This window comes from Kitasatospora aureofaciens, assembly GCF_019192735.1.
Taxonomy (GTDB): domain Bacteria; phylum Actinomycetota; class Actinomycetes; order Streptomycetales; family Streptomycetaceae; genus Kitasatospora; species Kitasatospora aureofaciens_A.
In genome coordinates this window covers 86,033-110,154 of the sequence record NZ_JAHTKP010000025.1, presented here as the reverse complement: position 1 = coordinate 110,154, position 24,122 = coordinate 86,033, and the positions used below count along the sequence as shown (strand labels likewise).

Genomic DNA, 24,122 nt, shown 5'->3' with positions numbered 1-24,122 from the left:
GATCTGCCGCTCGCCGCAGCGCCCGCCGCGCCCCCGGCCCCCAAGGCCGCCGCGCCGGCAGCGCCCGCCGCCGCCACCGCCGGCCCCGAGCTCGTCCAGCTGCGCGGCCCGGCAAAGGCCGTCGCCACCAACATGGACGCCTCGCTGGAGGTCCCCACCGCGACCTCGGTCCGCGCGGTCCCCGCGAAGCTGTTGATCGACAACCGCATCGTCATCAACAACCACCTGCAGCGCGCCCGCGGCGGCAAGGTCTCCTTCACCCACCTGATCGGCTACGCCCTGGTCCAGGCCATCAAGGCCGCCCCGGGCATGAACTACAGCTACAAGGTGGAGGACGGCAAGGCCTTCCTGGTCAAGCCGGAGCACGTCAACCTCGGCCTGGCCATCGACCTGGTCAAGCCCAACGGCGACCGCCAGCTCGTCGTCGCGGCCATCAAGAAGGCCGAGACCCTCGACTTCTTCGGCTTCTGGCAGGCCTACGAGGACATCGTCCGCCGGGCCCGCGCCAACAAGCTGACCATGGACGACTTCACCGGCGTCACGGTCTCGCTGACCAACCCCGGCGGCATCGGCACCGTGCACTCCGTGCCGCGCCTGATGCAGAACCAGGGCACCATCGTCGGCGTCGGCGCCATGGAGTACCCGGCCGAGTTCCAGGGCTCCGCCCCGGAGACCCTGTCGCGCCTCGGCGTCTCCAAGATCATGACGCTGACCTCGACCTACGACCACCGCGTCATCCAGGGCGCGGCGTCCGGCGAGTTCCTGCGCGAGATCCACCGCCTGCTGCTCGGCGAGAACGGCTTCTACGACGAGATCTTCGAGTCGCTGCGGATCCCGTACGAGCCGGTCCGCTGGGCCACCGACGTCGCCACCACCCACGACGACGAGGTCAACAAGACCGCGCGCGTCATGGAGCTGATCCACTCCTACCGGGTCCGCGGCCACCTGATGGCCGACACCGACCCGCTGGAGTACAAGCAGCGCAAGCACCCCGACCTGGACGTCACCACGCACGGCCTCACCCTGTGGGACCTGGAGCGCGAGTTCGCGGTCGGCGGCTTCGGCGGCCACAAGATGATGAAGCTCCGCGACATCCTCGGCCTGCTGCGCAACACGTACTGCCGCACCGTCGGCATCGAGTACATGCACATCCAGGACCCGAAGCAGCGCAAGTGGCTGCAGGAGCGCCTGGAGAAGCCGTACGCGAAGCCCGAGCGCGAGGAGCAGCTGCGCATCCTGCGCCGGCTGAACTCCGCCGAGGCGTTCGAGACCTTCCTGCAGACCAAGTACGTCGGACAGAAGCGCTTCTCGCTGGAGGGCGGTGAGTCGCTGATCGCGCTGCTGGACGCGACCATCGACTCCGCCGCCGAGAACCGCCTCGACGAGGCCGTCATCGGCATGGCCCACCGCGGCCGCCTGAACGTGCTGGCCAACATCGTCGGCAAGCCGTACGGCAAGATCTTCGGCGAGTTCGAGGGCAACCTCGACCCGAAGTCCATGCACGGCTCCGGCGACGTCAAGTACCACCTGGGCGCCGAGGGCACCTTCACCGGCCTGGACGGCGAGACCATCAAGGTCTCGCTCGCCGCGAACCCCTCCCACCTGGAGGCCGTGGACCCGGTCGTCGAGGGCATCGCCCGCGCCAAGCAGGACATCCTGGACCAGGGCGGCACCACCTTCCCGGTGCTGCCGATCCAGATCCACGGCGACGCGGCCTTCGCCGGCCAGGGCGTCGTCGCGGAGACCCTGAACATGTCGCAGCTGCGCGGCTACCGCACCGGCGGCACCGTGCACGTCGTGGTGAACAACCAGGTCGGCTTCACCGCCGCCCCGGCCTCCTCGCGCTCCTCGATGTACTGCACCGACGTGGCCCGCATGATCGAGGCCCCGATCTTCCACGTGAACGGCGACGACCCGGAGGCCGTAGTCCGCGTCGCGCGGCTCGCCTTCGAGTTCCGCCAGACGTTCCACAAGGACGTCGTGATCGACCTCATCTGCTACCGCCGCCGCGGTCACAACGAGGCCGACAACCCGTCGTTCACCCAGCCGCTGATGTACGACCTGATCGACAAGAAGCGCTCGGTGCGCAAGCTGTACACCGAGGGCCTGATCGGTCGCGGCGACATCACCATGGAAGAGGCGGAGCAGGCGCTCCAGGACTTCCAGGGCCAGCTGGAGAAGGTCTTCGCCGAGGTCCGCGACGCCGCCCAGGCGCCGGCCCCGACCGCCGGTGGCAAGCCGCAGGCCGACTTCCCGGTCAACATCCAGACCGGCATCTCCCAGGAGATGGTCAAGCGGATCGCCGCCTCCCAGGTCAACCACCCGGACTGGCTGACCGTCCACCCGCGCCTGCTGCCGCAGCTGCAGCGCCGCGCCGCCTCGGTCGAGGACAACACCATCGACTGGGCGATGGGCGAGACCCTCGCCATCGGCTCGCTGCTCATGGAGGGCCACCCGGTCCGCCTGGCCGGCCAGGACAGCCGCCGCGGCACCTTCGGCCAGCGGCACGCCGTCCTGATCGACCGCAAGACCGGCGAGGACTACACCCCGCTGCAGTACCTCACCGAGGACCAGGCCCGCTACACCGTCTACGACAGCCTGCTGTCGGAGTACGCGGCCATGGGCTTCGAGTACGGCTACTCGCTGACCCGCCCGAACTCGCTGGTCATGTGGGAGGCGCAGTTCGGCGACTTCGTCAACGGCGCGCAGACCGTGGTGGACGAGTACATCGCCTCCGCCGAGCAGAAGTGGGGCCAGCACTCCGGCGTCACCCTGCTGCTGCCGCACGGCTACGAGGGCCAGGGCCCGGACCACTCGTCCTCCCGCCCGGAGCGCTTCCTCCAGCTGTGCGCGCAGAACAACATGACGGTCGCCATGCCGACCCTGCCGTCGAACTACTTCCACCTGCTGCGCTGGCAGGCGCACAACCCGCACCACAAGCCGCTGGTCGTCTTCACCCCGAAGTCGATGCTGCGTCTCAAGGCCGCGGCGAGTGCGACCGAGGAGTTCCTGTCCGGCTCGTTCCGCCCGGTCATCGGCGACAGCACCGTCGACCCGGCGCAGGTCCGCAAGGTGATCATCACCGCCGGCAAGTTCTACTACGACCTGGAGGCGGCGCGCACCGAGCGCGGCGTCACCGACACGGCGATCGTCCGGGTCGAGCGGCTCTACCCGCTGCCGGTGGCCGAGCTCCAGGAGGAGCTGGCCCGCTACGGCGACAACGTCCAGTTCGTCTGGGCCCAGGAGGAGCCGGCCAACCAGGGTGCCTGGCCGTTCATCGCGATGAACCTGGTCGACCACCTGCAGGTCGTCATCGGCCGCAGCGCCAACGGCTCGCGGCTGCGCCGCGTCGCCCGGTCGGCGGCCTCGTCCCCCGCGGTCGGCTCGGCCAAGCGCCACGCCGCCGAGCAGCAGGCGCTGATCGAAGAGGTCTACTCGATCTGACGCTCTGACGCTCTCAGGGCAATCCGGCCCCCGTCCTCCCCCTCCGGGGGGGCGGGGGCCGCGCCGTTTTCCGGCCCGCCGTTTCACGGTGGCGCCATGTCAAGGTCGCAGCTCTGCAACCAACAGGGGAACCGCGGTGCACGTCCACCTGACAGGTCGATAGGTTATGCCTCGCCGGATTTCTGCCCGGGTGCCCGTCACCGCGCCCGTGGCCGGCCGGACGACCTCACCGCTCTCCCAGGGGGATCACCACATGACCGCCGACACGCCGCGGGACGCCAGCAAGCTCCCGCCGGTCTTCCAGCCGCTGCTCCCGGACGACCCCCGGGAGGTCGGGGGCTACCGGCTCTTCGCCCGGCTGGGGGCCGGCGGCATGGGCCGGGTCTACCTGTCGTACACGCCGGGCGGGCGCCCGGTCGCCCTCAAGGTGGTCCGCCCCGAGTTCGCCGAGGACTCCGAGTTCCGCCGCCGCTTCGCCCAGGAGGTCAGCAACGCCCAGCGGATCCACGGGCTCTACACCGCGCAGGTGATCGACTCCGGCGGCCTGGACTCGGACGCCCCCTGGCTGGTCACCGCGTACGTCCCCGGCCCGTCCCTCCAGCAGGTGGTGCGCGAGCACGGCGCGCTGCCGGTGCGCACCGTGCTGCTGCTCATGGGCGGCATCGCCGAGGCGCTGCAGGCGATCCACAGCGTCGAGGTCGTGCACCGCGACCTCAAGCCGGCCAACGTGCTGGTCGCCGGCGACGGCCCGCGGGTGATCGACTTCGGCATCGCCAGGGCCGCCGACGCCACCGCGCTGACCGGCACCGGCTACCGGATCGGCTCCCCCGCCTTCATGTCCCCCGAGCAGGCCCAGGGCCGCCCGGTCACCCCGGCCACCGACGTCTTCGCGCTCGGCGCGCTGGCCGCCTACGTGGCCGGCGGCGCGGCGCCGTTCGGCGACGGCCCGGACACCGCGGTGCTCTACCGGGTGGTGCACGAGGGGCCCGACCTGGAGACCGTCCCGGCCGACCTGCGCGAGCTGGTCCTGCGCTGCCTGGCGAAGTCCCCCGAGGACCGGCCGACGCCCGCCGAGATCATCCAGGTCGCCCGCAACCACCCCGAGGTCGGCGGCCAGCTGCGGTTCGGTGACGACTGGCTGCCGCGCCAGGTCAACACCGAGATCACCCGCCGCTCCGACCTGCCCAAGACGCCGCCCACCCCGATGCCGGCCGTCCCGGCCACCCCGCCGACCCCGATGCCGGCCGTGCCGGCCACTCCCCCGCCGTCGGCCGCCGCACCGACCCACCCGGCCACCGCGGTGAGCCAGCCCCCGCAGCCGCCCGTCCCGCAGTCGCCCGCAGGGCCCCCGCCCGGCTTCGTCCCGCCGCCGCTCGGCGCGTACGGCGCCCCTCAGCCGCCCACCGAGACGCCGACCGCGCCGGTGCTGTCCGCCCCGCCGACCATGCAGCTCCGCCAGGAGCCGCCGTCCTACGACACCCCGCCGCCCGGCCCGGTGGTCACCAGCACCCCTGAGCCGGAGCCCAAGGAGAAGAAGAAGGGCGGGGTGTCCTGGAAGGTGCTGCTCGTCGTCGCCCTGGTGATGGCGATCGGCGGCACCGCGGGCGGCGTCTTCCTGATGAAGAAGCTGAACGACGGCAAGACGAGCAACAACACCCCGGTCGCCGGCCAGACGGTGACCCAGTCGGCCGGGCCGCTGCCGCCCGCACAGAGCTCCACGCCCGCCCCGACCGCCACCAACTCCCCGGTGTCGGCCCCGACCGCGAAGCCGTCGACGCCCGGCGGCACCGTCTCGGCACCCGCCCGGCCCACCGGCTACACGCCGGCGCTCGACAAGGTCTCGCTCGCCATCCCCGCCGCCCAGTACTCCAGCGACGCCTACAAGATCGATCTGACCGCCGGCAAGGTGGTGCCCGGGGGCAACGGCCTGAAGTGGGGCTTCGGTGTCGGCAAGGCCGGGTGCTGCGGCGGCCGGGCGGACTCCTTCGATCCCTACGGCGACAACGCCTCCGACTTCGCGGTGATCAGCGAGGCCAGCGTCACCCCGGAGCAGTGCGCGAGCGCGATCGACTCCCGTCCGGACACCGACCTGAGCTTCAACCGCGTCACCCCGGGCCGGCTGCTCTGCATCCGCGACCGGGTGACGCAGAACATCGCCGTCGTGGCCGTGGAGGTCGCGGACGCCAGTACCGGGGCCGCCAAGGTGACCGTGAGCACCTGGCGGGCCAACGGCCAGGCGGGTCTATCCTGACCAGGTCAATCCCCATCCGACCGGAGCGAACCGTGTACTTCACCGACCGAGGCATCGAGGAGCTGGAGAACCGACGCGGCGACGAGGAGGTCACCTTCGAGTGGCTGGCCGAGCGCCTGCGCGAGTTCGTCGACCTCAACCCCGACTTCGAGATCCCGGTCGAGCGGCTGGCCACCTGGCTGGCCCGGCTCGACGACGAGGACGACGAGTGACGCGGTGAACCGCAGCTGAGAGGCCCGGAGGCGAAAGCCCCCGGGCCTTTCGCATGCCCCCGTAGGGGTCCGCCGCCGGGGTCGGGTCGGGGCGGGCTCAGGGGCGCGTCCGGGTCCGGATCCGGGGCGGAACCGCTTGCTTTTCCCGCCACGCGATATATCGTCTTCAGCAGAGAACGCGATACATCGCGATTCACACGGGAGGCGGCAGAGATGAGCCAGTGGACGGTCGAGGGACCCGACAGGATCACCATCGACGAGGCGGTGCGCGCACTCAACGTGCGGATCATCGACGGCACGGTGAACGTGGTGGCGGCCGACGGCCCCGCCCGCCTGGAGGTCACCGAGCTCAGCGGCGAGCCGCTGCACGTCACCCTGGTCGACGGTGTCCTGACGGTCACCTACAAGGACATCAGCAGCTGGGGCGAGGTCGGCGACTGGCTCAAGTCGGTCAACTCGGTCAAGGGATTCTTCAGCTCGCTCAAGCGCAAGCGGATCGCCGGGATCACCCTGACCGTGCCGGCCGCCGCCGACGTCAAGGTCGGCACCGTCTCGGCCGACAGCACCGTCTCCGGCTTCGCCGGGCACGTCTCGGTGCAGAGCGCCAGCGGCGACGCCACCCTGGTCGGCCTCAGCGGCCGCACCGACGCCAACACCGTCTCCGGCGACGTCGACGCCCAGTCGGTGGCCGGGCAGCTCAAGGTGAACACCGTCTCCGGACAGCTCACCGTGGTCGCCGGCACCGCCGACCGGGTCCAGGCCAACTCCGTCACCGGCGCGGTCACCCTGGACCTCGACGGCCCCACCCCGGCCGACATCAAGGTCACCACGGTCAGCGGCCCGGTCGCCGTCCGGCTCCCCTCGCTGGCCGACGCCAAGGTCGACGCCGGCTCCACCAGCGGCGACATCTCCAGCACCTTCGACCAGCTCAAACTGGGCGGCAGCTGGGGCGCCAAGCGGCTGTCCGGCCAGCTCGGCGACGGCCAGGGCAGCCTCGCGGTGACCACCGTCTCCGGCGCCGTCACCGTGCTGCGCCGCCCGGACCCGGAGGACGACGCGCCGGTGGTGGTCCGGGAGCTCCCGGCCGGCCCCGACCTCGACAAGCCGGCCGGACCCGACCTCACCAAGGAGGCATGAGATGACCCCCGTCTTCGGCCACGGCCGGCTCCGGCTCTACCTGCTGAAGCTCCTCGACGAGGCCCCGCGGCACGGCTACGAGGTGATCCGCCTCCTGGAGGAGCGCTTCCAGGGCCTCTATGCGCCCTCCGCCGGGACGGTCTACCCGCGGCTCGCCAAGCTGGAGCAGGAGGGCCTGGTCGCCCACAGCACCGAGGGCGGCCGCAAGGTGTACCGGCTCACCGACGCCGGCCGCACCGAACTCGCCAACCGCCACAGCGAGTTGGACGAGCTGGAGCTGGAGATCCACGACTCCGTGGCGCAGCTCGCCGGGGCGATCCGCGAGGACGTCCGGGACAGCGCCAAGGATCTGCGCGAGGAGCTGTGGAACGCCGCGAGGACGGCCCCCAAGCCGGATCGCGCCGAGGGCGGGGACCCGTGGGCCGGGCCCTGGGGGGACAAGGACTCCTGGCAGCGCGCCAAGGAGGAGTTCGCCGAGTTCAAGCGGCACGCCATGGAGCAGGCCAAGCGGGCCAAGGAGCAGGAGAAGGCCGCCAAGGCCAAGGCGAAGGCCGCCGAGGAGGAGACCCACCGGCTGCGCGAGCAGTCGAAGGCGGCGCGGACGGCGGCCCAGCAGGAGGCGCTGCGGATCAAGCGCCGGGTCGAGCAGCAGGTGCGCGAGCACGCGGCGAAGGGCGACTGGCCGACCGGGCTGGCCGAGGGCCTGTCGGAGCTGACCAAGGGTCTGGCCGGGCTGGCCGACGCGGCCCGCTGGGGCCACCCCTCGGACGAACCGGCCGAGCAGGTCACGGTGACCCGGATCGACCTGGACAAGGACGAGCCGGCCGCCGCTCCGGCCGACCTGCCGCCGTGGGCGGCGACCGACCCGGCCGGGGACCCGGCCCGGGAGCTGGAGCGGCTGCTCGACCGCTTCCGCGACCAGGTCCGCGACGCGGCCCGGGACGGCGGGGTGACGCCCGAGCGGCTGGCGGAGGCCCGCTCGGTGCTGGGCACGGCCGGCGAGCGGCTCAAGCGGCTGCTCGGCTGACGGGCCGGACGGGCCGGACTGGTCGGACGGGCCGGACGGGACGCGAACGGGCCCGGTGCTTCTCGGGGGAGAGCACCGGGCCCGTCCCGCGCTCAGGTCACGGCGTGCTCAGGTCACGGCGTGCTCAGGTCACGGGGCGCTCGGGTCACGGCGTGAGGACGATCTTGCCGAAGACGTCACCCTTGGCGAGCCGCGCGAAGCCCTCGCGGGCCTCGGTCAGCGGCAGCACCGAGTCGATCACCGGCCGGACCCCGGCGGTCGCGCAGAGCGAGAGCAGCCCGGCCAGCTCCTCCTTGGTGCCCATGGTCGAGCCGACCACCTTGAGCTCCAGGAAGAAGATCCGGTTCAGCTCGGTGGCGCTCGGGTTGGGCCCGGAGGTGGCGCCGGAGATGACGATGGTGCCGCCCGGGCGCAGCGACTTCACCGAGTGCGACCAGGTGGCCGCGCCGACCGTCTCCATCACCGCGTCCACCCGCGCGGGCAGCCGGGAACCGCTCTCGAAGGCCGCGTCGGCGCCGAGTTCGACGGCCCGCCGGCGCTTGGCCTCGTCCCGGCCCGTGACCCAGACCCGCAGGCCGGCCGCCTTGCCAAGGACGATCAGCGCGGTCGCCACCCCGCCGCCGGCGCCCTGCACCAGGACGGTGTCGCCGGGCTTGACCCCGGCGTTGGTGAACAGCATCCGGTAGGCCGTCAGCCAGGCCGTGGGCAGGCAGGCGGCCTGTTCGAAGCTCAGCTCGGCGGGCTTGGGCAGCAGGTTCCAGGTCGGCACGGCCACCCGCTGGGCGAAGGTGCCCTGGTAGCGCTCGGTGAGGATGGACCGGGGCTCGTCCGGCCCCACCCCGTGGCCGCTCTGGCCGATCACCGAGTGGATGACCACCTCGTTGCCGTGTTCGTCGACGCCGGCGGCGTCGCACCCGAGGATCATCGGCAGCTTCTCGGCGGGCAGTCCGACCCCGCGCAGCGACCAGAGGTCGTGGTGGTTGAGGCTGGCGGCCTTGACCGTGACCACGCTCCACCCGGGGCGGGCCTGCGGCTCGGGGAGTTCGCCCAACTCCAGTCCGCCGAGCGGGTCGTCGGCGTCGATACGTGCGGCGTAGGCAGCAAACATGGTCCGGACGATAGCCGCGACGGCCGGGGCCGGGAACCACGCGTAGGTGTGACGCGTGTCCCGGCCCCGGCCGTCGATATGTTCCGATCGATGGATCGGCAGATCAGCAGATCGTCAGATCCGGGCGACACCCTCGGCGCGCGCGGCCTCGGCGACGGCCTTGGTGACCGCCGGGGCGACCCGCTCGTCGAACGGCGAGGGGATGACCTTCTGCGGCGTCAGCTCGTCGGCGACGACGCCGGCCAGCGCCTTGGCGGCGGCCAGCTTCATGCCCTCGGTGATCCGGCTCGCGCGGACCTGCAGGGCTCCGGCGAAGATGCCGGGGAAGGCCAGCACGTTGTTGATCTGGTTCGGGAAGTCGCTGCGCCCGGTGGCGACGACGGCCGCGTACTTGTGCGCGACCTCGGGGTGGATCTCCGGGTTGGGGTTGGCCATCGCGAAGATGAACGCGCCCTCGGCCATGGTCGCGACGACCTCCTCCGGCACGGTGCCGCCGGAGACGCCGATGAACACGTCGGCGCCGGCCAGCGCGTCGGCCAGCGAGCCCTTGATGCCGGAACGGTTCGTCAGCGCGGCGATCTCGGCCTTGACGTCGGTGAGGTCGCCGCGGCCCTCGTACACCACACCCTTGCGGTCGCAGACCGCCACGTCGCCGATGCCGGCCGCGACCAGCATCTTGGCGATGGCGATACCGGCCGCGCCGGAGCCGGAGATGACGGCCCGCAGCGAGCCGATCTCGCGGCCGGTCACCTCGGCCGCGTTCCACAGGGCGGCGGTGGTGACGATCGCGGTGCCGTGCTGGTCGTCGTGGAAGACCGGGATGTCCACGGCCTCCTGGAGCCTGCGCTCGATCTCGAAGCAGCGCGGCGCGGAGATGTCCTCCAGGTTGACGCCGCCGAAGGAGGGCGCCAGCCGGACCACGGTCTCGACGATCTCGTCGACCTCGGTGCAGGCGAGCGCGATCGGCACCGCGTCGACCCCGCCGAACTGCTTGAACAGGATGGCCTTGCCCTCCATCACGGGCAGCGAGGCCTCCGGGCCGATGTCGCCGAGGCCGAGCACTGCGGTGCCGTCGGTGACCACGGCGACCGTGTTGGACTTCCAGGTGTAGTCGTTCACCAGCTCCGGCTGCTCGGCGATGGCCGTGCAGACCCGTGCGACACCCGGGGTGTAGGCGAGGGACAGGTCGTCCGCGTCGCGCACCGGGACGGTCGCGCGGATCTCCATCTTGCCGCCGCGGTGGAGCGCGAAAACGGCGTCGACCGGATCGTCGGTGTCCTGGGTGCTGCTGTGGATGATCTCCGCTGCCACGATGACCTCTTCGTCATTGATCTGGCGAGGACGCGCGGCCGACGGGCGGGGCGGCCCCGTCCGGAAACCGGAAACCCGGGTACGCCGAAGCGGACCCGGAACGGGGTCGGGGCGCTGCCGTCGGGCGGCGCCCTCGGATGAGGGTTTTATGGGGTCTTGTTTGTCCGCGTCGTGCTACTACCGGGCGAGCGTAGGTCGGACCAAGGCATCGCACCTATGCCTTTTCGTCCTCGTCACGTGCGGTTCATCGCCGTGTCGGCGCGTCACTGGGGCACGGCGTCGGAAGCGCCGAGCTCCGGCGGCGGCAACGGTGATGGCACACGCACACCCGCAGGAGTGAACGCAGACACGGAGGGGAGCAGGTGTTCCGGATACGGAGCCGCGTGAGGACTTCCGGTCCTGAACACCCCGAGCCTGTCGGGACTCGGCGGTCTGGTTCGAGCGTTCGGGGGTCACCCGGTACCGAATTCTGACACACCCGCCGCCGGGCCCGGCAGGCCGGGATGGAAGGATCGCTTGTCCGCCGTTCGGCGTACACCTCCGCGACACCGTGGCGACCGCACAACCCTCCCTCAGGAGCAAAACCTCATGCACCACCGTCCCCACCCCCGTCGGACGGCCCTCGCCTGCACCGCGCTGGCCGCCGCCGGGGCCCTGCTGCTGACCGGCTGCAACGACGGCGGGCAGGCCGCCGCGAAGGACCCGGTCCAGGAGATCCGCGCCAAGCTCCCGAAGGCCCAGCGCTCGGCGGGGGTGCTGCGGATCGGCATGGACCTGAACTACGCGCCGGTGGAGTTCCGCGGCACCGACGGCAAGCCGGCCGGCCTCGACCCGGAGATCGCCACGGCGCTCGGCAGGATCCTCGACGTGCGGATCGAGTACGTCGACACCGCGTTCGACAAGCTGGTACCGAACCTGCAGTCCAAGCAGTTCGACGTGGCGATGTCCGCGCTGAGCGACATCCGCCAGCGCCGCGAGGGCCTGGACGAGAACGGCAAGCAGGTGAACCCGGGCGTCGACTTCGTCGACTACTTCATCGCCGGCACCTCGATCGTCGTCCCGAAGGGCAACCCGAAGGGCATCAAGACGCTGGACGACCTGTGCGGCAAGACCGTCTCGCTCCAGCAGGGCACCACCCAGGACGAGATCATCACCCGCCAGGTGGCCGTCTGTGCCCGCACGGGCCGTCAGCTGACCGCGCACAAGTTCGACAGCGACACCAAGGCGCTGGCCGAGGTGGCCTCCGGTGCGGCCGTGGCCGGGGTGAACGACTTCCCGGTGGCCGCCTACGCGGCGAAGACCACCGACGGCGGCAACCGCTTCGAGGTGACCGGCGCGCAGTCCACGTCCAACCCGTACGGGATCGCGCTGCGCAAGAGCGACACCGAGCTGCGGGACACCCTGGCCAAGGCGGTCGACCAGCTCATCCGCAGCGGCGACTACGACAAGATTCTCGCCAAGTGGAACGTCAGTGCGGGCGCCGCCCAGAACGCGGTGGTCAACGGCGGCATCTGAACCGCGGGCGGCGGGCCTCCGGGCGCAGCGCAAGGGGATCTGCATACTTATACGCAGGGTGACAGGGGCAAGGGAATCGTCCGAATAGCGGACAGTGCGGCCCCTCGTTATCCGATTTTGATCTGAATGAGGGACACCTGACCGTCATCAGATGGCAGGATTCCCCCCATCTCGGATCGAGCCGGCCACTGGTCGAGGCGGTTCGGTCAACGTCCACCTCGGCGGAGGGTGGCGGAAGCAGTACCCAGGCACGACCCTGGACACCCCCGCTCCAGGCCCTGCACAACCCGGCCCTGCCCGTACGACGACGTACAGCGCCACGCACCCGTACAGCGCCGTACGGCCTGCTGCCCCGGTGCGCCGCCCCCTGCGGCACACTCCGCCCGACCTCTCCCTCAGGAGGAGATCCCCCTCATGACCGCCCGTACCCAGCGCACCCGGCTCCTCGCCGCCGGCGCGGTTGCCGCGTCCGTCTCCCTCGTCCTGACCGGCTGCGGCAGCAGCGGTTCCTCGTCATCCGGCGGTTCGAGCGCGGCGAACCCGAGCGTCACGGTCCCCGCCGTCGCCGCCGACCCGTCGCTGGCCGCCCTCGTCCCGGCCGACGTGAAGAGCGCCGGCAAGATCGTCGTCGCCACGGACGCGTCCTACGCGCCCAACGAGTTCAAGGACGACAAGGGCGCCATCGTCGGCATGGACGTCGACCTGGCCGACGCCATCGCCAAGAAGCTGGGCCTGACCGCCGACGTCCAGAACGCCACGTTCGACTCGATCATCCCGGGCATCACCGCCAAGAAGTACACGCTCAGCATGAGCTCCTTCACCGACACGAAGGAGCGCGAGGCCAGCGTCGACATGGTCACCTACTTCAGCGCCGGTACCGGCACCGCGGTCAAGACGGGCAACCCGGACAAGATCGACGCCAAGGACCTCTGCGGCAAGAAGATCGCCGTCCAGACCGGCACCACGCAGGCCAAGGACATCACGGACACCATCAACCCGGCCTGCGTCAAGGCCGGCAAGCCGACCATCCCGAACGACGGCGACAAGTTCGACCTGCAGACCGACGTCACGCAGGCGCTGGTTTCCGGCCGCGACCAGGCGATGCTGGCCGACTCCCCGGTCGTCGACTACGCGATCAAGCAGACCAACGGGCAGCTCCAGAAGATCGGCGACGTGACCGACACCGCCCCGTACGGCATCGTGCTCGCCAAGGGCTCCGACCTGAGCAAGGCCGTCCAGGGCGCCGTCCAGTCCCTGATGGCGGACGGCACCTACAAGAGCATCCTGGAGAAGTGGGGCGTGCAGGCGGGCGCGATCGACAAGTCCGGCATCAACGGCGCCACCAGCTGAATCCGCTCTTCTGAACACAACCCCTGAGGCCACACAGTGAACTCTTCCGACCAGGGGTCGGTGCACCCGGGACGGCCTGAGACCATCAAGGCCGTCCCGGTCCGCCACCCCGGACGCTGGGCCGGAGCAGCCGTCGTCGCCGTCCTCGCGGCCATGCTGATCCACGCCCTTGTCACCAACCGCCAGTTCCAGTGGGACGTCGTCAACAAGTACCTGTTCGACTCCACGATCCTGCACGGCCTCGGTGTCACCCTCGAACTGACCTTCCTCTCGATGCTGATCGGCGTCGCCGGCGGTATCACGCTGGCGATCATGCGCCTCTCGGCGAACCCCGTGCTCTCCAGCACCGCCTGGTTCTACATCTGGGTCTTCCGAGGCACCCCGGTCCTGGTCCAGCTGCTCTTCTGGAACTTCCTGGGCGCGCTCTGGGCCAACATCTCCATCGGCATCCCGTTCGGCCCGGCCTTCTGGTCCGAGCCGACCAACAAGGCGATCCCGCTCTTCGTCGCGGCCCTGCTGGGCCTCGGCCTCAACGAGGCCGCCTACATGGCCGAGATCGTCCGCGGCGGCATCCAGTCCGTGCCGATCGGCCAGACCGAGGCCGCACACGCGCTGGGCATGAGCCAGTTCAACACCATGCGGCGGATCATCCTGCCGCAGGCCATGCGCGTGATCATCCCGCCGACCGGCAACGAGACCATCTCGATGCTGAAGACCACCTCGCTGGTCTCGGCGATCTCCCTGGAGGAGCTGCTCCGGGCCGGCGAGAACATCTACTCGCGCACCTTCCAGACCATCCCGCTGCTCGTCGTCGTCAGCATCTGGTACCTCCTGATGACGTCGATCCTCACGGTGGGCCAGTACTACATCGAGCGCCACTTCGCCCGTGGCGCCAACCGGGTGCTCCCGCCCACGCCGTTCCAGCGGCTGCGCCGGCTGTTCGCCGGCAAGCCCGTCCCGAAGATCGAGCACGACGTGGTCCCGGGGATCGAGGGAGGTGGTCACGTATGACCGATCTGACGAAGCCCGCCGACGCCCGGACCGCCCTCATGGTCGAGGCGCAGGGCGTACGCAAGTCCTACGGCCACGTGGAGGTCCTCAAGGGCATCGACCTGGAGGTCAGGAAGGGCGAGGTGTTCGTCCTGGTCGGCCCCTCAGGGTCCGGCAAGTCGACCTTCCTGCGCTGCATCAACCACCTGGAGAAGATCAACGGCGGTCTCCTCTCGGTCGACGGCGAACTGGTCGGCTACCGGATGAAGGGCGACCGGCTCCACGAGCTCAAGGACCGTGAGGTCGCCCAGAAGCGGCGGGACATCGGCATGGTGTTCCAGCACTTCAACCTCTTCCCGCACATGACCGCGCTGGAGAACCTCATCGAGGCGCCCGTGCAGGTCAAGGGCGAGTCCAAGGCCGACGCGCGCGAGCGCGCCATGGCCCTGCTGGAGCGGGTCGGCCTCGCCGACAAGGCGAAGAGCTACCCGTCCCAGCTCTCCGGCGGCCAGCAGCAGCGCGTGGCGATCGCCCGTGCGCTGGCCATGAAGCCCAAGCTGATGCTCTTCGACGAGCCCACCTCGGCGCTCGACCCGGAGCTGGTCGGCGACGTGCTGGACGTCATGCGCGGCCTCGCCGAGGACGGGATGACGATGATCGTCGTCACCCACGAGATGGGCTTCGCCCGCGAGGTCGGCGACGCGCTGGTGTTCATGGACGGCGGCGTGGTCGTCGAGTCCGGCAACCCCCGCGAGGTCCTCACCAACCCCCAGCACGAGCGCACCCGGGCCTTCCTGTCGAAGGTCCTCTGAGCCCGTACTGACGGCGCCCGGCAGGCCGGTCCTGCCGGGCGCCGCCGTTTTCCCCACCCGGGTAATAGGCTTGAAGCAATCAGCCTGTTACCGAAACACTGGAAGGACCGCCGTGGAGCTCGCCTCCTATGCCGATCTCGCCGTTCGGCTGGTGAACACCGAGGAACCCGAGCGCGGCACCGATTCGCTGACCTCGGTGGACGCGGTACGCGCCCTGTTCTCCGAGTCCTCTCGCGCCGCCGCCCTGGCCGACGAGTCCGACCTGCCCCGGCTGCGGGCGGTGCGGACCAGGCTGCGCGGGGTCTTCGAGGCCGCCGCCGAGGGCGACGAGGTCCGCGGCGTCGACCTGCTGAACAGCCTGCTCATGGAGTACCCGGTCAGCCCGCTGGTCTCCGGGCACGACTACCTGGACGACGCCGGCCGGCCGCGCTGGCACCTGCACCTGGCCGACAACTCGCCCACCGCCACCGCGCACTTCAGCGCCGTCGCCTGCATGGGCCTCGCCGTCCACCTGACCGAGCTGGGCGCCGACCGGCTCGGCATCTGCCAGGCCGCACCCTGCCGCAACGCCTACCTCGACACCTCGACCAACCGCTCCCGGCGCTACTGCTCGGACCGCTGCGCCACCCGCGCCAACGTCGCCGCGTACCGGGCCCGCAAGCGCCAGGAGGCGCAGGCGCTGGAAGCCCAGGCCTGACCCGCTACAGGTCGTCCACCCAGACGCCGAGGCGGCGGGCCAGACCGGGCACCCGGGCCAACGGCGAGGTGAGCAGCAGCCGTTCCAGCCGGCGGCCGGGGGCCAGCCAGGCCGGGCGCGGGCGCAGCCGCAACAGCACCCGGCCGAGCACGAGTTCGTCCGGGACCGGGCCGTAGCTGCGGCTGTCGCTGTCGATCGGCCGGTTGTCGGAGAGCAGCCACCAGCCCTTCGGGCGGCGCTCGGCGGCCCGCTTCACCACGAGCAGGTCCTGCTGGAACGGGTGCCGGAAGAGCACCACGGCTCCGGGGCGGATCCGCGCGCCGTACCGGACCAGCAGCTGGTCGCCCTCGCGCAGGGTCGGGACCATCGACGGCCCCACCACGTCGATCAGCCCGAACGGCACCGCGCTGCCCCGCGCGCCGCCCTCAGGTTGCGTCCTCCGCGCCACGACTCCTCCTCCCGGCCCACCGCGTCCCAGTCTGCCGTACGGACCGTCACCTGTCCGATGTCCGGATTACCCCGGTTCCGGATCCGCCTTTTGCCCTAGGCCCACCGCCCGATCGCGAAACCCGCAGGGCGGAAGGGTAATCTCGGGCGCGGGAAGACGATCTAAGGAAGGACTCCCATGTTCTCTCGTCTGTTTGCACCGCGTGCCACCGCTCACGCCCACTGCGACCTGCCCTGCGGCGTGTACGACCCGGCGCAGGCCCGGCTCGAGGCCGAGTCGGTCAAGGCCACCCAGGAGAAGTACCAGGCCAACGAGGACCCGCACTTCCGCGCCCGCGCCATCATCATCAAGGAGCAGCGCGCCGAGGCCGTCAAGCACCACATCTCGGTGCTGTGGAGCGACTACTTCAAGGCCCCGCACTTCGAGAAGTACCCGCAGCTGCACAAGCTGATCAACGACACCCTGAAGGCCGCCTCGGCCACCAAGGCGTCCACCGACCCGGCCACCGGCCAGGCTCTGCTGGACCTGATCGCCGAGGTCGACAAGATCTTCTGGGAGACCAAGCAGGCCTGAGCCTGACGCGTCGCCACCCGACCGCCCCCGTCCGGACCGCCGGACGGGGGCGGTCGTGCGTTCACATCCATTCGCACTCCCGTCCGATCGTCATCGACAACTACGGCGAGACCAACGCCGAGGCCAAGCGAAAGTTCCTCACGTCCCTCCCCCCGCCGGCCGGCGTCTCCGCGATCAAGAACGACCGGATCTTCGTCCTGGACTACGTCGACCTGGTCGGGAGCCCGCGCAACCCGGCCGCGATCACCGCCCTCGCCGCGTACCTGCGCGGCGTCCCCGCCCGCCGAAACGCCCGGGGTCCCGCTCCTCCGGCCGGGCGTACGCTCGGAGTACGAGCCGACGGAACCGACCGGAGGAGCGAGATCATGACCACCATGGCGGAGCCGACCGCCTTCGACACCCGCGCGCTGCGCGAGGGCATCGAGCGCAGCGACGCCGAGACCCTGCTGGCGCTGTACGCCGACGACGCCGAACTGCGAGTCGTCGACCGCAAGACCCAGCCCAGCCACCCCCTGGTGATGCACGGGCGGGACGAGATCGGCGCGATGCTGAGCGACATCTACAGCCGCGAGATGACCCACACGCTGGAGCAGGTGGTGGTCCAGGACGACCATGTCGCCTTCATGGAGTCCTGCCACTACCCCGACGGCGTCCGGGTCCTGGTGACCTCGATGGCCGACCTGCGGGACGGGCGGATCGTCGACCAGACCTCGATCCAGGCCTGGGACGAGACCGGTCCCGGCCAGTAGGCTCATCCCCATGATCCGCGCCGCCGTCGCCACCGACGTTCCCGTCATCCACGCTCTGATCCGCGAGCTCGCGGAGTACGAGAAGGCCCCGCACGAGGCGGTGGCCACCGAGGAGCAGCTGCACGACGCGCTGTTCGGCGCCGACCCGGCGCTGTTCGGCCTGATCACCGAGGACGACACCACCGGCGAGCCGGTCGGCTTCGCGGTCTGGTTCCTCAACTTCTCCACCTGGCGCGGCACCCACGGGATCTACCTGGAGGACCTGTACGTCCGCCCGGAGGCCCGCGGCGGCGGCCACGGCAAGGCGCTGCTGCTGGAGCTGGCGCGGATCGCCGTCGAGCGGGGCTACTCGCGGGTGGAGTGGTCGGTGCTCGACTGGAACGAACCCTCGATCAACTTCTACAAGTCGCTCGGCGCGGTGCCGATGGACGGCTGGACCGTCTACCGGCTCACCGGAGAGGCGCTCACCGCCGCCGGCGCTCCCTGAGTACCCCGGCAAGTCCGGTCGGACCCCTGCCACCCTGTGTCGCAATGCCTTACCATGAGTAACTCCCGCACCGGGTGCTGAAGGCACAGAGCAACGGCGGAAACGCGGCGTCTGACCACCCTTTTGAGGGGTAGCAAGGCCACCCTTTCAGGGGTATCAACACACGGACAGTTGGGGCGAAGCAGTTGAGCCAAGCAACAGACAGCGCCGCGGCCACCGGCCCGGAAGCACAGCGCGTCACCCAGGAGGCAAGGGTGTCCCAGATCGACGGCGATCTCGGAGTGCAGGACTTCGTGGAGGTCCGACTGCCCGCGGCGGGGGCCTACCTCTCCGTGCTGCGAACAGCGACGGCCGGCCTGGCGGCGCGGCTCGACTTCACCCTCGACGAGATCGAGGACCTGCGGATCGCGGTGGACGAGGCCTGCGCCATCCTGCTCCAGCAGGCGGTGCCCGGTTCCGTCCTGTCCTGCGAGTTCCGCCTGGTCGGCGACTCGCTGAAGGTCACCGTCGCCGCCCCGACCACCGACGGGAAGGCGCCCGAGCGGGACACCTTCGCCTGGACGGTGCTCTCCGCCCTGGCCGGCGAGGTCGACTCCTCGGTCGGCGAGGACAACACCGTGTCGATCAGCCTGCACAAGAAGCGCGGCGGCTCCACCGCCCACTAGCGGCACGGCGGCAGCACCGCCGGCAGCACCGCGCAAAGGGCCGTCCGCCCGGCTCCCCGACCCGGGGCCGGAACGGGCGGCGCCCGGTACCGCCCACCACGCGGTACGACCACAGAGACGAATCCGGGGCCGACGGCCTCGGTGCTCCCGGAACGGAACGGGGGAATGGCCGTGAGTGATCTGGACCGTACCGGCCTCGCGACGGCGGGCCCTGCCGTACCGACCCAGGCGAGCGTTCCCGGCCTCGCCAACGACGAAGCGCACCCGAAGGACGCCCACCGGATGAGCCAGCCGACCGAGCCGACGTCTGAGCCGACGCCCGCTTCCCCGACCCCGCCGGATCCGGCGGACGCGGCCGGGGCCCTGCGCGGCGCGGTGCCCGCCCAGGGCCCGCACCGCACCGGCGCGCCGGACCGGGAGGCGGCGCGCGCGCTGTTCGTCCGGCTGTCCGCGCTGCCCGAAGGCTCCCCGGAGCGCGTCGAGCTGCGCAACCAGCTGGTGCGGATGCACATCCCGCTGGTCGAGCACCTGGCCCGGCGCTTCCGCAACCGGGGCGAGCCGCTCGACGACCTGACCCAGGTCGCCACCATCGGGCTGATCAAGTCGGTGGACCGCTTCGACCACGAGCGCGGGGTCGAGTTCTCGACCTACGCGACGCCGACCATCGTCGGCGAGATCAAGCGGCACTTCCGCGACAAGGGCTGGGCGGTCCGGGTGCCGCGCCGGCTCCAGGAGCTGCGGCTGTCGCTCACCACGGCGACCAGCGAGCTCTCCCAGCGGCACGGCCGCTCGCCCACGGTGCACGAGCTGGCCGAGCACCTGGGCATCTCCGAGGAGGACGTCCTGGAGGGCCTGGAGTCCGCCAACGCGTACTCCACGCTGTCCCTGGACGTCCCGGACAGCGACGACGAGTCGCCGGCCGTGGCGGACACCCTGGGCGCCACCGACGAGGCGCTGGAGGGCGTCGAGTACCGCGAGTCGCTCAAGCCGCTGCTCGCCCAACTGCCGCCCCGGGAGCAGAAGATCCTGGTGCTGCGGTTCTTCCGGAACATGACCCAGTCGCAGATCGCCGCCGAGGTGGGGATCTCGCAGATGCACGTGTCCCGGCTGCTGGCCCGGACGCTGGCCCAGCTGCGGGAGAAGCTCCTGGTGGAGGAGTAGAACTGACGGCCGCTCAGGCGGCCGCGGTCGAACCGGCGGCCCGGTGCGCTCAGCCCTCGTGCTCGGCGTACAGGGCCGCCGTCGACTTCGGGCTCAGCAGCGCGCCGATGCCCACCAGCCCGAGCACGCCGACCAGCACGCCGACGCCGATCATGGCGCCGCCGCTCTTCAGCATGTAGTAAGCGACCGGCAGGCAGATCGAGTTGGTCAGCACGGCCGGGCTGCGGCCCCAGCGGCGCTCCTTGAGCAGCGCCAGGGCGGCCAGGATCGGCAGCACGCCCAGCAGCACGATGACCGCGCCGCCGAACTCGTTCAGGGCGAGCTGCTTGGCCTGGCCGGACAGCGCGGACACCATGTCCCAGACGCCGACGACGGCCAGCGCGGCGCCCTCCAGGGCGGTGATGGCGGCGCCGACGGTCAGCGCGACCGGGCGGGCGGGGCCGCCCGCGGGCAGGGGCGCCGGGGGTACGGGTGCGGAGGATTCTGCGGTCACTCCAGCAGGGTAGCCGCCGGTCGGTCCGTACCGACCCGTAGGCTTTCCCTATGCGCGCTCTCCTGGTCGTGAACCAAAAGGCGACCACCACCAGTGGCCGCACCAGGGACGTGCTGATCCACGCCCTGCGCAGCGACCTCAAGCTGGAAGTGGCCGAGACCAAGTACCGGGGCCACGCGCGCGACCTGGCCCGCGAGGCGGCGGAGGACGGCACGGTCGACCTGGTGGTGGCCCTGGGCGGCGACGGCACCGTCAACGAGGTGGTGAACGGGCTGCTGGCGCACGGCCCGGGCGAGAAGGTCCCGCGACTGGCCGTGGTGCCGGGCGGTTCGACCAACGTGTTCGCCCGCGCGCTGGGTCTGCCCAACGACCCCGTGGAGGCCACCGGGGCGCTGCTGGACGCGCTGGAGCACGGGCGCGAGCGGCCGATCGGCCTGGGCAAGGCGATGACCGAGGGGCTGCCGGACCGCTGGTTCACCTTCACCGCCGGCCTCGGCTTCGACGCCGGCGTGGTCGGCCGGGTCGAGGAGCAGCGCCGGGCCGGGCGCAGGTCCACCCACGGGCTCTACATCGGGCAGGCGCTGCGGCACTTCGTCACCCAGCGTGAGCAGCGCCGTTCCGGCCCGGTCGCCCTGCAGCTGCCGGGCCACGAGGCCGTGCCGGGCCTGGTGCTGGCCATAGTCAGCAACACCTCGCCGTGGACGTTCCTGGGCAACCGCCCGGTGTATCCCTCGCCGCTCGCCTCCTTCGACACGGATCTCGACGTCTTCGGCATCACCCGGATGACGGCGTTCGGTACGGCTCGAACGATCCGTCAGATCCTGCGGTCGTACGCACCTTCGGGCGACGGCGCCCCGCCGGCCGGCCCGTCCGGCAGGCACGTCGTCTCCTATCACGACGTCAGACACTTCACCTTGGTTTCAGAGGAACCGGCGCCATTTCAGGTCGATGGGGACCATCTTGGAGACAGGAGTCGCGTCAGTTTCACAGGCGTACGGCGGGCACTGCGTGTGATTGTGTGACCGGAAGGGGGGTTCACCCTTCTTCTCGAACGCACAAGCCCCCTTCACTCCATAGAAGTACTGGCTGTGAGCTAGGCGACACCGAAGAATCAAAAATTCCTCCCTGAAGGGGGTTGTATCCGGGCCCGAGGTTTGCGAACCTCTACATGGCGATCGGGACACATCGCAGCGACGGCAACCTCAGCACCTCACGGAGGCCGACCGCGGGGCGTCCCTCGAATCGCCGAATCCCTCCCCAGCACAGACCACCCGGGCCCGGCGGGCCTTTGGTCTCTTTTGCTGTTGCGGGATTCGTGAAAGCGTTCACATTCACAAAGTCATCGATTATGCCGACCGGGCCACCCCCGCCGGCAGGAGGAGTTGGACGACCATGGACTGGCGCCACCGCGCTGTCTGCCGCGAAGAGGACCCGGAGCTGTTCTTCCCGATCGGGAACACCGGTCCTGCTCTGCTGCAGATCGAGGAAGCCAAGGCCGTGTGCCGCCGTTGTCCGGTCATGGAGCAGTGCCTGCAGTGGGCGCTTGAGACCGGTCAGGACGCCGGCGTCTGGGGCGGGATGAGCGAGGACGAGCGTCGCGCGATGAAGCGCCGTGCCGCCCGCAACCGCGCCCGGACCGCCTGATCACACGCCGTAGTACCAGCAGTGACCGCAGTATCGATCAACCCATGATCAAAGGCTTCCCTGCACTTCCTGGTGAAGCCTTCCGCACAAAGGACCTTGCCCGGCAAGGTCCCGCGACACCGGACCGTCCAGCCACTTGATACTGTTCACTTAGAGCAATACTGTGGAGCTGAGGCGCTCACCGTGTGCAACGCACCGGCGAGGTGTCGCACCACCCAGAGCCCCCGTTCCGGCCGACTCCCCCCGACGGCCGGAACGGGTTGAGAGGCCCTGTCGACCCACCCCCCCCGGTCGACAGGGCCTCGTTTCTGTTTCCGCATCCGGTTGCCGCGCCGCTGTCTCCGCCGTCTCCGCGCCCGGTTTCCGTCTCCTCGCCCGTTCGGCTCTTGCTGCCGCAGGGCTCGCGAGGTGTGCACCCGGCGCTTCCGCCGAGCGCACGCCCCCGCCGCGCGCCTCAACGCACCGGAATCTCCAGGATCACCTTGGTCCCGCCGTTCGGCCCGGCCACCATGTCGAAGGTGCCGCCCAGCTCACCGGTGGCCAGGGTGCGCACGATCTGCAGGCCGAGGTTGCCCGCCGTCTGCGGGTCGAACCCCTCGGGCATGCCGCGGCCGTCGTCCGTGACCGTGATCAGCAGGTACTCCTCCGGCCGGGCGCCGCCGTTCCAGCTGTCCGACCAGCCCATCCCGGTGGCCGGCGCCCGCCCGCGCAGCGCGCTCACCTCCAGGTTCCCGGAGGCGGTCGGGCCGAAGGCGTGCTCCAGGGCGTTCTGCAGCAGCTCGGTCAGCACCATCGACAGCGGGGTGGCGACCTCGGCGGACAGGATGCCGAAGCTGCCGGAACGGCGGGTGGCCACCCGGCCGTCCTGGGACAGCTCCATCACCATCGCGAGCACCCGGTCGGCGATCTCGTCGAAGGCCACCTGCTCGTCCAGCGCCTGGGAGAGCGTCTCGTGCACGATCGCGATCGAACCGACCCGGCGCACCGCCTCGTCCAGCGCGGCCCGGCCGGCCTCCGACTCCATCCGGCGGGACTGCAGCCGCAGCAGGGCCGCGACGGTCTGCAGGTTGTTCTTCACCCGGTGGTGGATCTCCCGGATGGTGGCGTCCTTGGTCATCAGTTCGCGGTCGCGGCGGCGCAGTTCGGTGACGTCCCGGCAGAGCACCAGCGAACCGGTCAGCGTGCCCTTGGGCTTGAGCGGGATCGCCCGCAGGGTCACCACTCCCCCCTGCACCTCCACCTCGGTCTGCCGGGGCGCCCAGCCACTCGCCAGCTTCACCAGCGCCTCGTGCACGGCCGCGCGGGACGGCGGGACGAGGTCGGCGGTGGCGCGGCCGAGGTGGCTGCCGACCAGGTCGGTGGTGAGGCCGAGGCGGTGGTAGGCGGAGAGAGCGTTGGGGCTGGCGTAGGTGACGATGCCGTCCGCGTCCAGGCGGATCAGGCCGTCGCCGACCCGGGGGGCGGCGTCCATGTCGACCTGCTCGACGCCCGGGAACGGGAAACTGCCGGCGGCGATCATCTGGGCCAGGTCGGAGGCGCTCTGCAGGTAGGTGAGCTCCAGCCGGCTGGGGGTGCGGACGGTCAGCAGGTTGGTGTTGCGGGCGATCACGCCGAGCACCTTGCCCTCGCGCCGCACCGGGATGGACTCGACCCGGACGGGCACCTCCTCGCGCCACTCCGGGTCGCCCTCGCGCACGATCCGCCCCTCGTCGAAGGCGGCGTCCAGCAGTGGCCGGCGACCGCGCGGGACGAGGTGGCCGACCATGTCGTCCTGGTAGGACGTGGGGCCGGTGTTCGGCCGCATCTGGGCCACCGAGACGTAGCGGATGCCGTCCCAGGTGGGGATCCACAGCACCAGGTCGGCGAAGGAGAGGTCGGAGAGCAGCTGCCACTCCGAGACCAGGTTGTGGAGCCATTCCACGTCGGCCCCGGTGAGGGTGGTGTGGCGGCGGACGAGTTCGTTCAGCGAGGGCACATGGCCGAGGGTAGCGCCGTCGGTCGGGGCGGGGCGCGGCGGACCGCGGAGTGGATCACGGGCCCGGCCTGCG

General features: G+C 70.9%; 22 protein-coding genes and 1 pseudogene. 18 read left to right on the top strand and 5 right to left on the bottom strand.

Going from position 1 to position 24,122, the window contains the following annotated elements:
• The 5 genes from KV557_RS23765 to KV557_RS23745 form a co-directional block, all read left to right on the top strand.
• Positions 1-3,444, top strand: a 3,444-nt coding sequence (locus tag KV557_RS23765; protein WP_218203477.1) for a multifunctional oxoglutarate decarboxylase/oxoglutarate dehydrogenase thiamine pyrophosphate-binding subunit/dihydrolipoyllysine-residue succinyltransferase subunit, incomplete at its 5' end; no start/stop codon positions are given.
• A 253-nt stretch (positions 3,445-3,697) separates the two neighbouring features.
• The gene (locus KV557_RS23760; protein ID WP_218203476.1) at positions 3,698-5,695 is read left to right on the top strand and encodes a serine/threonine-protein kinase; all 1,998 of its coding nucleotides are present in this window, start codon (positions 3,698-3,700) and stop codon (positions 5,693-5,695) included.
• 32 nt (positions 5,696-5,727) lie between these two features.
• Entirely contained in the window at positions 5,728-5,907 is a 180-nt protein-coding gene (locus tag KV557_RS23755; RefSeq protein WP_030057990.1) for a DUF6104 family protein, read from the top strand.
• A 213-nt stretch (positions 5,908-6,120) separates the two neighbouring features.
• Positions 6,121-7,044: a DUF4097 family beta strand repeat-containing protein gene (locus tag KV557_RS23750; RefSeq protein ID WP_218203475.1), complete on the top strand. Its 924-nt coding sequence runs from the start codon at positions 6,121-6,123 to the stop codon at positions 7,042-7,044.
• 1 nt (position 7,045) lies between these two features.
• Positions 7,046-8,071, top strand: a complete 1,026-nt coding sequence (locus KV557_RS23745) for a PadR family transcriptional regulator (protein ID WP_218203474.1) — start codon at positions 7,046-7,048, stop codon at positions 8,069-8,071.
• A 145-nt stretch (positions 8,072-8,216) separates the two neighbouring features.
• Here the strand turns inward: KV557_RS23745 and KV557_RS23740 are convergent, their stop codons facing one another.
• Positions 8,217-9,179 carry a zinc-binding dehydrogenase gene (locus KV557_RS23740; RefSeq protein ID WP_218203473.1) on the bottom strand — a complete coding sequence of 321 codons (963 nt, stop codon included), beginning with the start codon at positions 9,177-9,179 and terminating at the stop codon, positions 8,217-8,219.
• A 114-nt stretch (positions 9,180-9,293) separates the two neighbouring features.
• Entirely contained in the window at positions 9,294-10,490 is a 1,197-nt protein-coding gene (locus tag KV557_RS23735; RefSeq protein ID WP_218203472.1) for an NAD(P)-dependent malic enzyme, read from the bottom strand.
• 588 nt (positions 10,491-11,078) lie between these two features.
• Between KV557_RS23735 and KV557_RS23730 the strand changes: the two genes are divergently transcribed.
• The 5 genes from KV557_RS23730 (at position 11,079) to KV557_RS23710 (ending at position 15,854) form a co-directional block, all read left to right on the top strand.
• A complete protein-coding gene (locus KV557_RS23730; protein WP_218203471.1) occupies positions 11,079-12,005 on the top strand; it encodes an ABC transporter substrate-binding protein in 927 nt (308 codons plus the stop codon).
• Positions 12,006-12,419: 414 nt separating this feature from the next.
• Positions 12,420-13,355, top strand: a complete 936-nt coding sequence (locus tag KV557_RS23725) for an ABC transporter substrate-binding protein (RefSeq protein WP_218203470.1) — start codon at positions 12,420-12,422, stop codon at positions 13,353-13,355.
• A gap of 36 nt (positions 13,356-13,391) precedes the next feature.
• Positions 13,392-14,366, top strand: coding sequence for an amino acid ABC transporter permease (locus KV557_RS23720; protein WP_218203469.1), 975 nt, complete (start codon positions 13,392-13,394; stop codon positions 14,364-14,366).
• Complete coding sequence (locus tag KV557_RS23715) at positions 14,363-15,157, top strand: amino acid ABC transporter ATP-binding protein (RefSeq protein WP_374106666.1); 795 nt, start codon at positions 14,363-14,365, stop codon at positions 15,155-15,157. Before KV557_RS23720 ends, KV557_RS23715 begins: the two co-directional genes overlap by 4 nt.
• A gap of 112 nt (positions 15,158-15,269) precedes the next feature.
• Positions 15,270-15,854: a CGNR zinc finger domain-containing protein gene (locus KV557_RS23710; protein WP_218203468.1), complete on the top strand. Its 585-nt coding sequence runs from the start codon at positions 15,270-15,272 to the stop codon at positions 15,852-15,854.
• Between the two features lie 4 nt (positions 15,855-15,858).
• Here the strand turns inward: KV557_RS23710 and sodX are convergent, their stop codons facing one another.
• Positions 15,859-16,221 carry a nickel-type superoxide dismutase maturation protease gene (gene sodX, locus KV557_RS23705; protein WP_218203484.1) on the bottom strand — a complete coding sequence of 121 codons (363 nt, stop codon included), beginning with the start codon at positions 16,219-16,221 and terminating at the stop codon, positions 15,859-15,861.
• 258 nt (positions 16,222-16,479) lie between these two features.
• Between sodX and sodN the strand changes: the two genes are divergently transcribed.
• From sodN to KV557_RS23680, 6 genes and pseudogenes are all read left to right on the top strand, one after another.
• Positions 16,480-16,875, top strand: coding sequence for a superoxide dismutase, Ni (sodN, locus tag KV557_RS23700; RefSeq protein WP_218203467.1), 396 nt, complete (start codon positions 16,480-16,482; stop codon positions 16,873-16,875).
• An 86-nt stretch (positions 16,876-16,961) separates the two neighbouring features.
• Positions 16,962-17,144: pseudogene (locus tag KV557_RS42920) on the top strand (ABC transporter substrate-binding protein); the annotation flags it as partial.
• Positions 17,145-17,240: 96 nt separating this feature from the next.
• Positions 17,241-17,624, top strand: a complete 384-nt coding sequence (locus tag KV557_RS23695) for a nuclear transport factor 2 family protein (protein WP_218203466.1) — start codon at positions 17,241-17,243, stop codon at positions 17,622-17,624.
• Between the two features lie 10 nt (positions 17,625-17,634).
• A complete protein-coding gene (locus tag KV557_RS23690; RefSeq protein ID WP_218203465.1) occupies positions 17,635-18,111 on the top strand; it encodes a GNAT family N-acetyltransferase in 477 nt (158 codons plus the stop codon).
• A gap of 254 nt (positions 18,112-18,365) precedes the next feature.
• Complete coding sequence (locus tag KV557_RS23685; RefSeq protein ID WP_218203464.1) at positions 18,366-18,776, top strand: anti-sigma regulatory factor; 411 nt, start codon at positions 18,366-18,368, stop codon at positions 18,774-18,776.
• A 165-nt stretch (positions 18,777-18,941) separates the two neighbouring features.
• A complete protein-coding gene (locus tag KV557_RS23680) occupies positions 18,942-19,937 on the top strand; it encodes an RNA polymerase sigma factor SigF (RefSeq protein ID WP_218203463.1) in 996 nt (331 codons plus the stop codon).
• A gap of 49 nt (positions 19,938-19,986) precedes the next feature.
• On the opposite strand, the gene KV557_RS23675 is transcribed toward KV557_RS23680, so the two are convergent.
• Positions 19,987-20,430 (bottom strand): hypothetical protein, encoded by a 444-nt coding sequence (locus tag KV557_RS23675; RefSeq protein WP_218203462.1) that lies wholly within the window; start codon positions 20,428-20,430, stop codon positions 19,987-19,989.
• Between the two features lie 50 nt (positions 20,431-20,480).
• Here KV557_RS23675 and KV557_RS23670 point away from each other — a divergent pair, with 50 nt between their 5' ends.
• Both KV557_RS23670 and KV557_RS23665 read left to right on the top strand, forming a co-directional pair.
• Complete coding sequence (locus KV557_RS23670) at positions 20,481-21,452, top strand: diacylglycerol/lipid kinase family protein (RefSeq protein ID WP_218203461.1); 972 nt, start codon at positions 20,481-20,483, stop codon at positions 21,450-21,452.
• Positions 21,453-21,822: 370 nt separating this feature from the next.
• A complete protein-coding gene (locus KV557_RS23665) occupies positions 21,823-22,074 on the top strand; it encodes a WhiB family transcriptional regulator (protein ID WP_014138019.1) in 252 nt (83 codons plus the stop codon).
• Positions 22,075-22,528: 454 nt separating this feature from the next.
• On the opposite strand, the gene KV557_RS23660 is transcribed toward KV557_RS23665, so the two are convergent.
• Complete coding sequence (locus tag KV557_RS23660) at positions 22,529-24,049, bottom strand: sensor histidine kinase (RefSeq protein ID WP_218203460.1); 1,521 nt, start codon at positions 24,047-24,049, stop codon at positions 22,529-22,531.
• Positions 24,050-24,122: the final 73 nt, after the last annotated feature.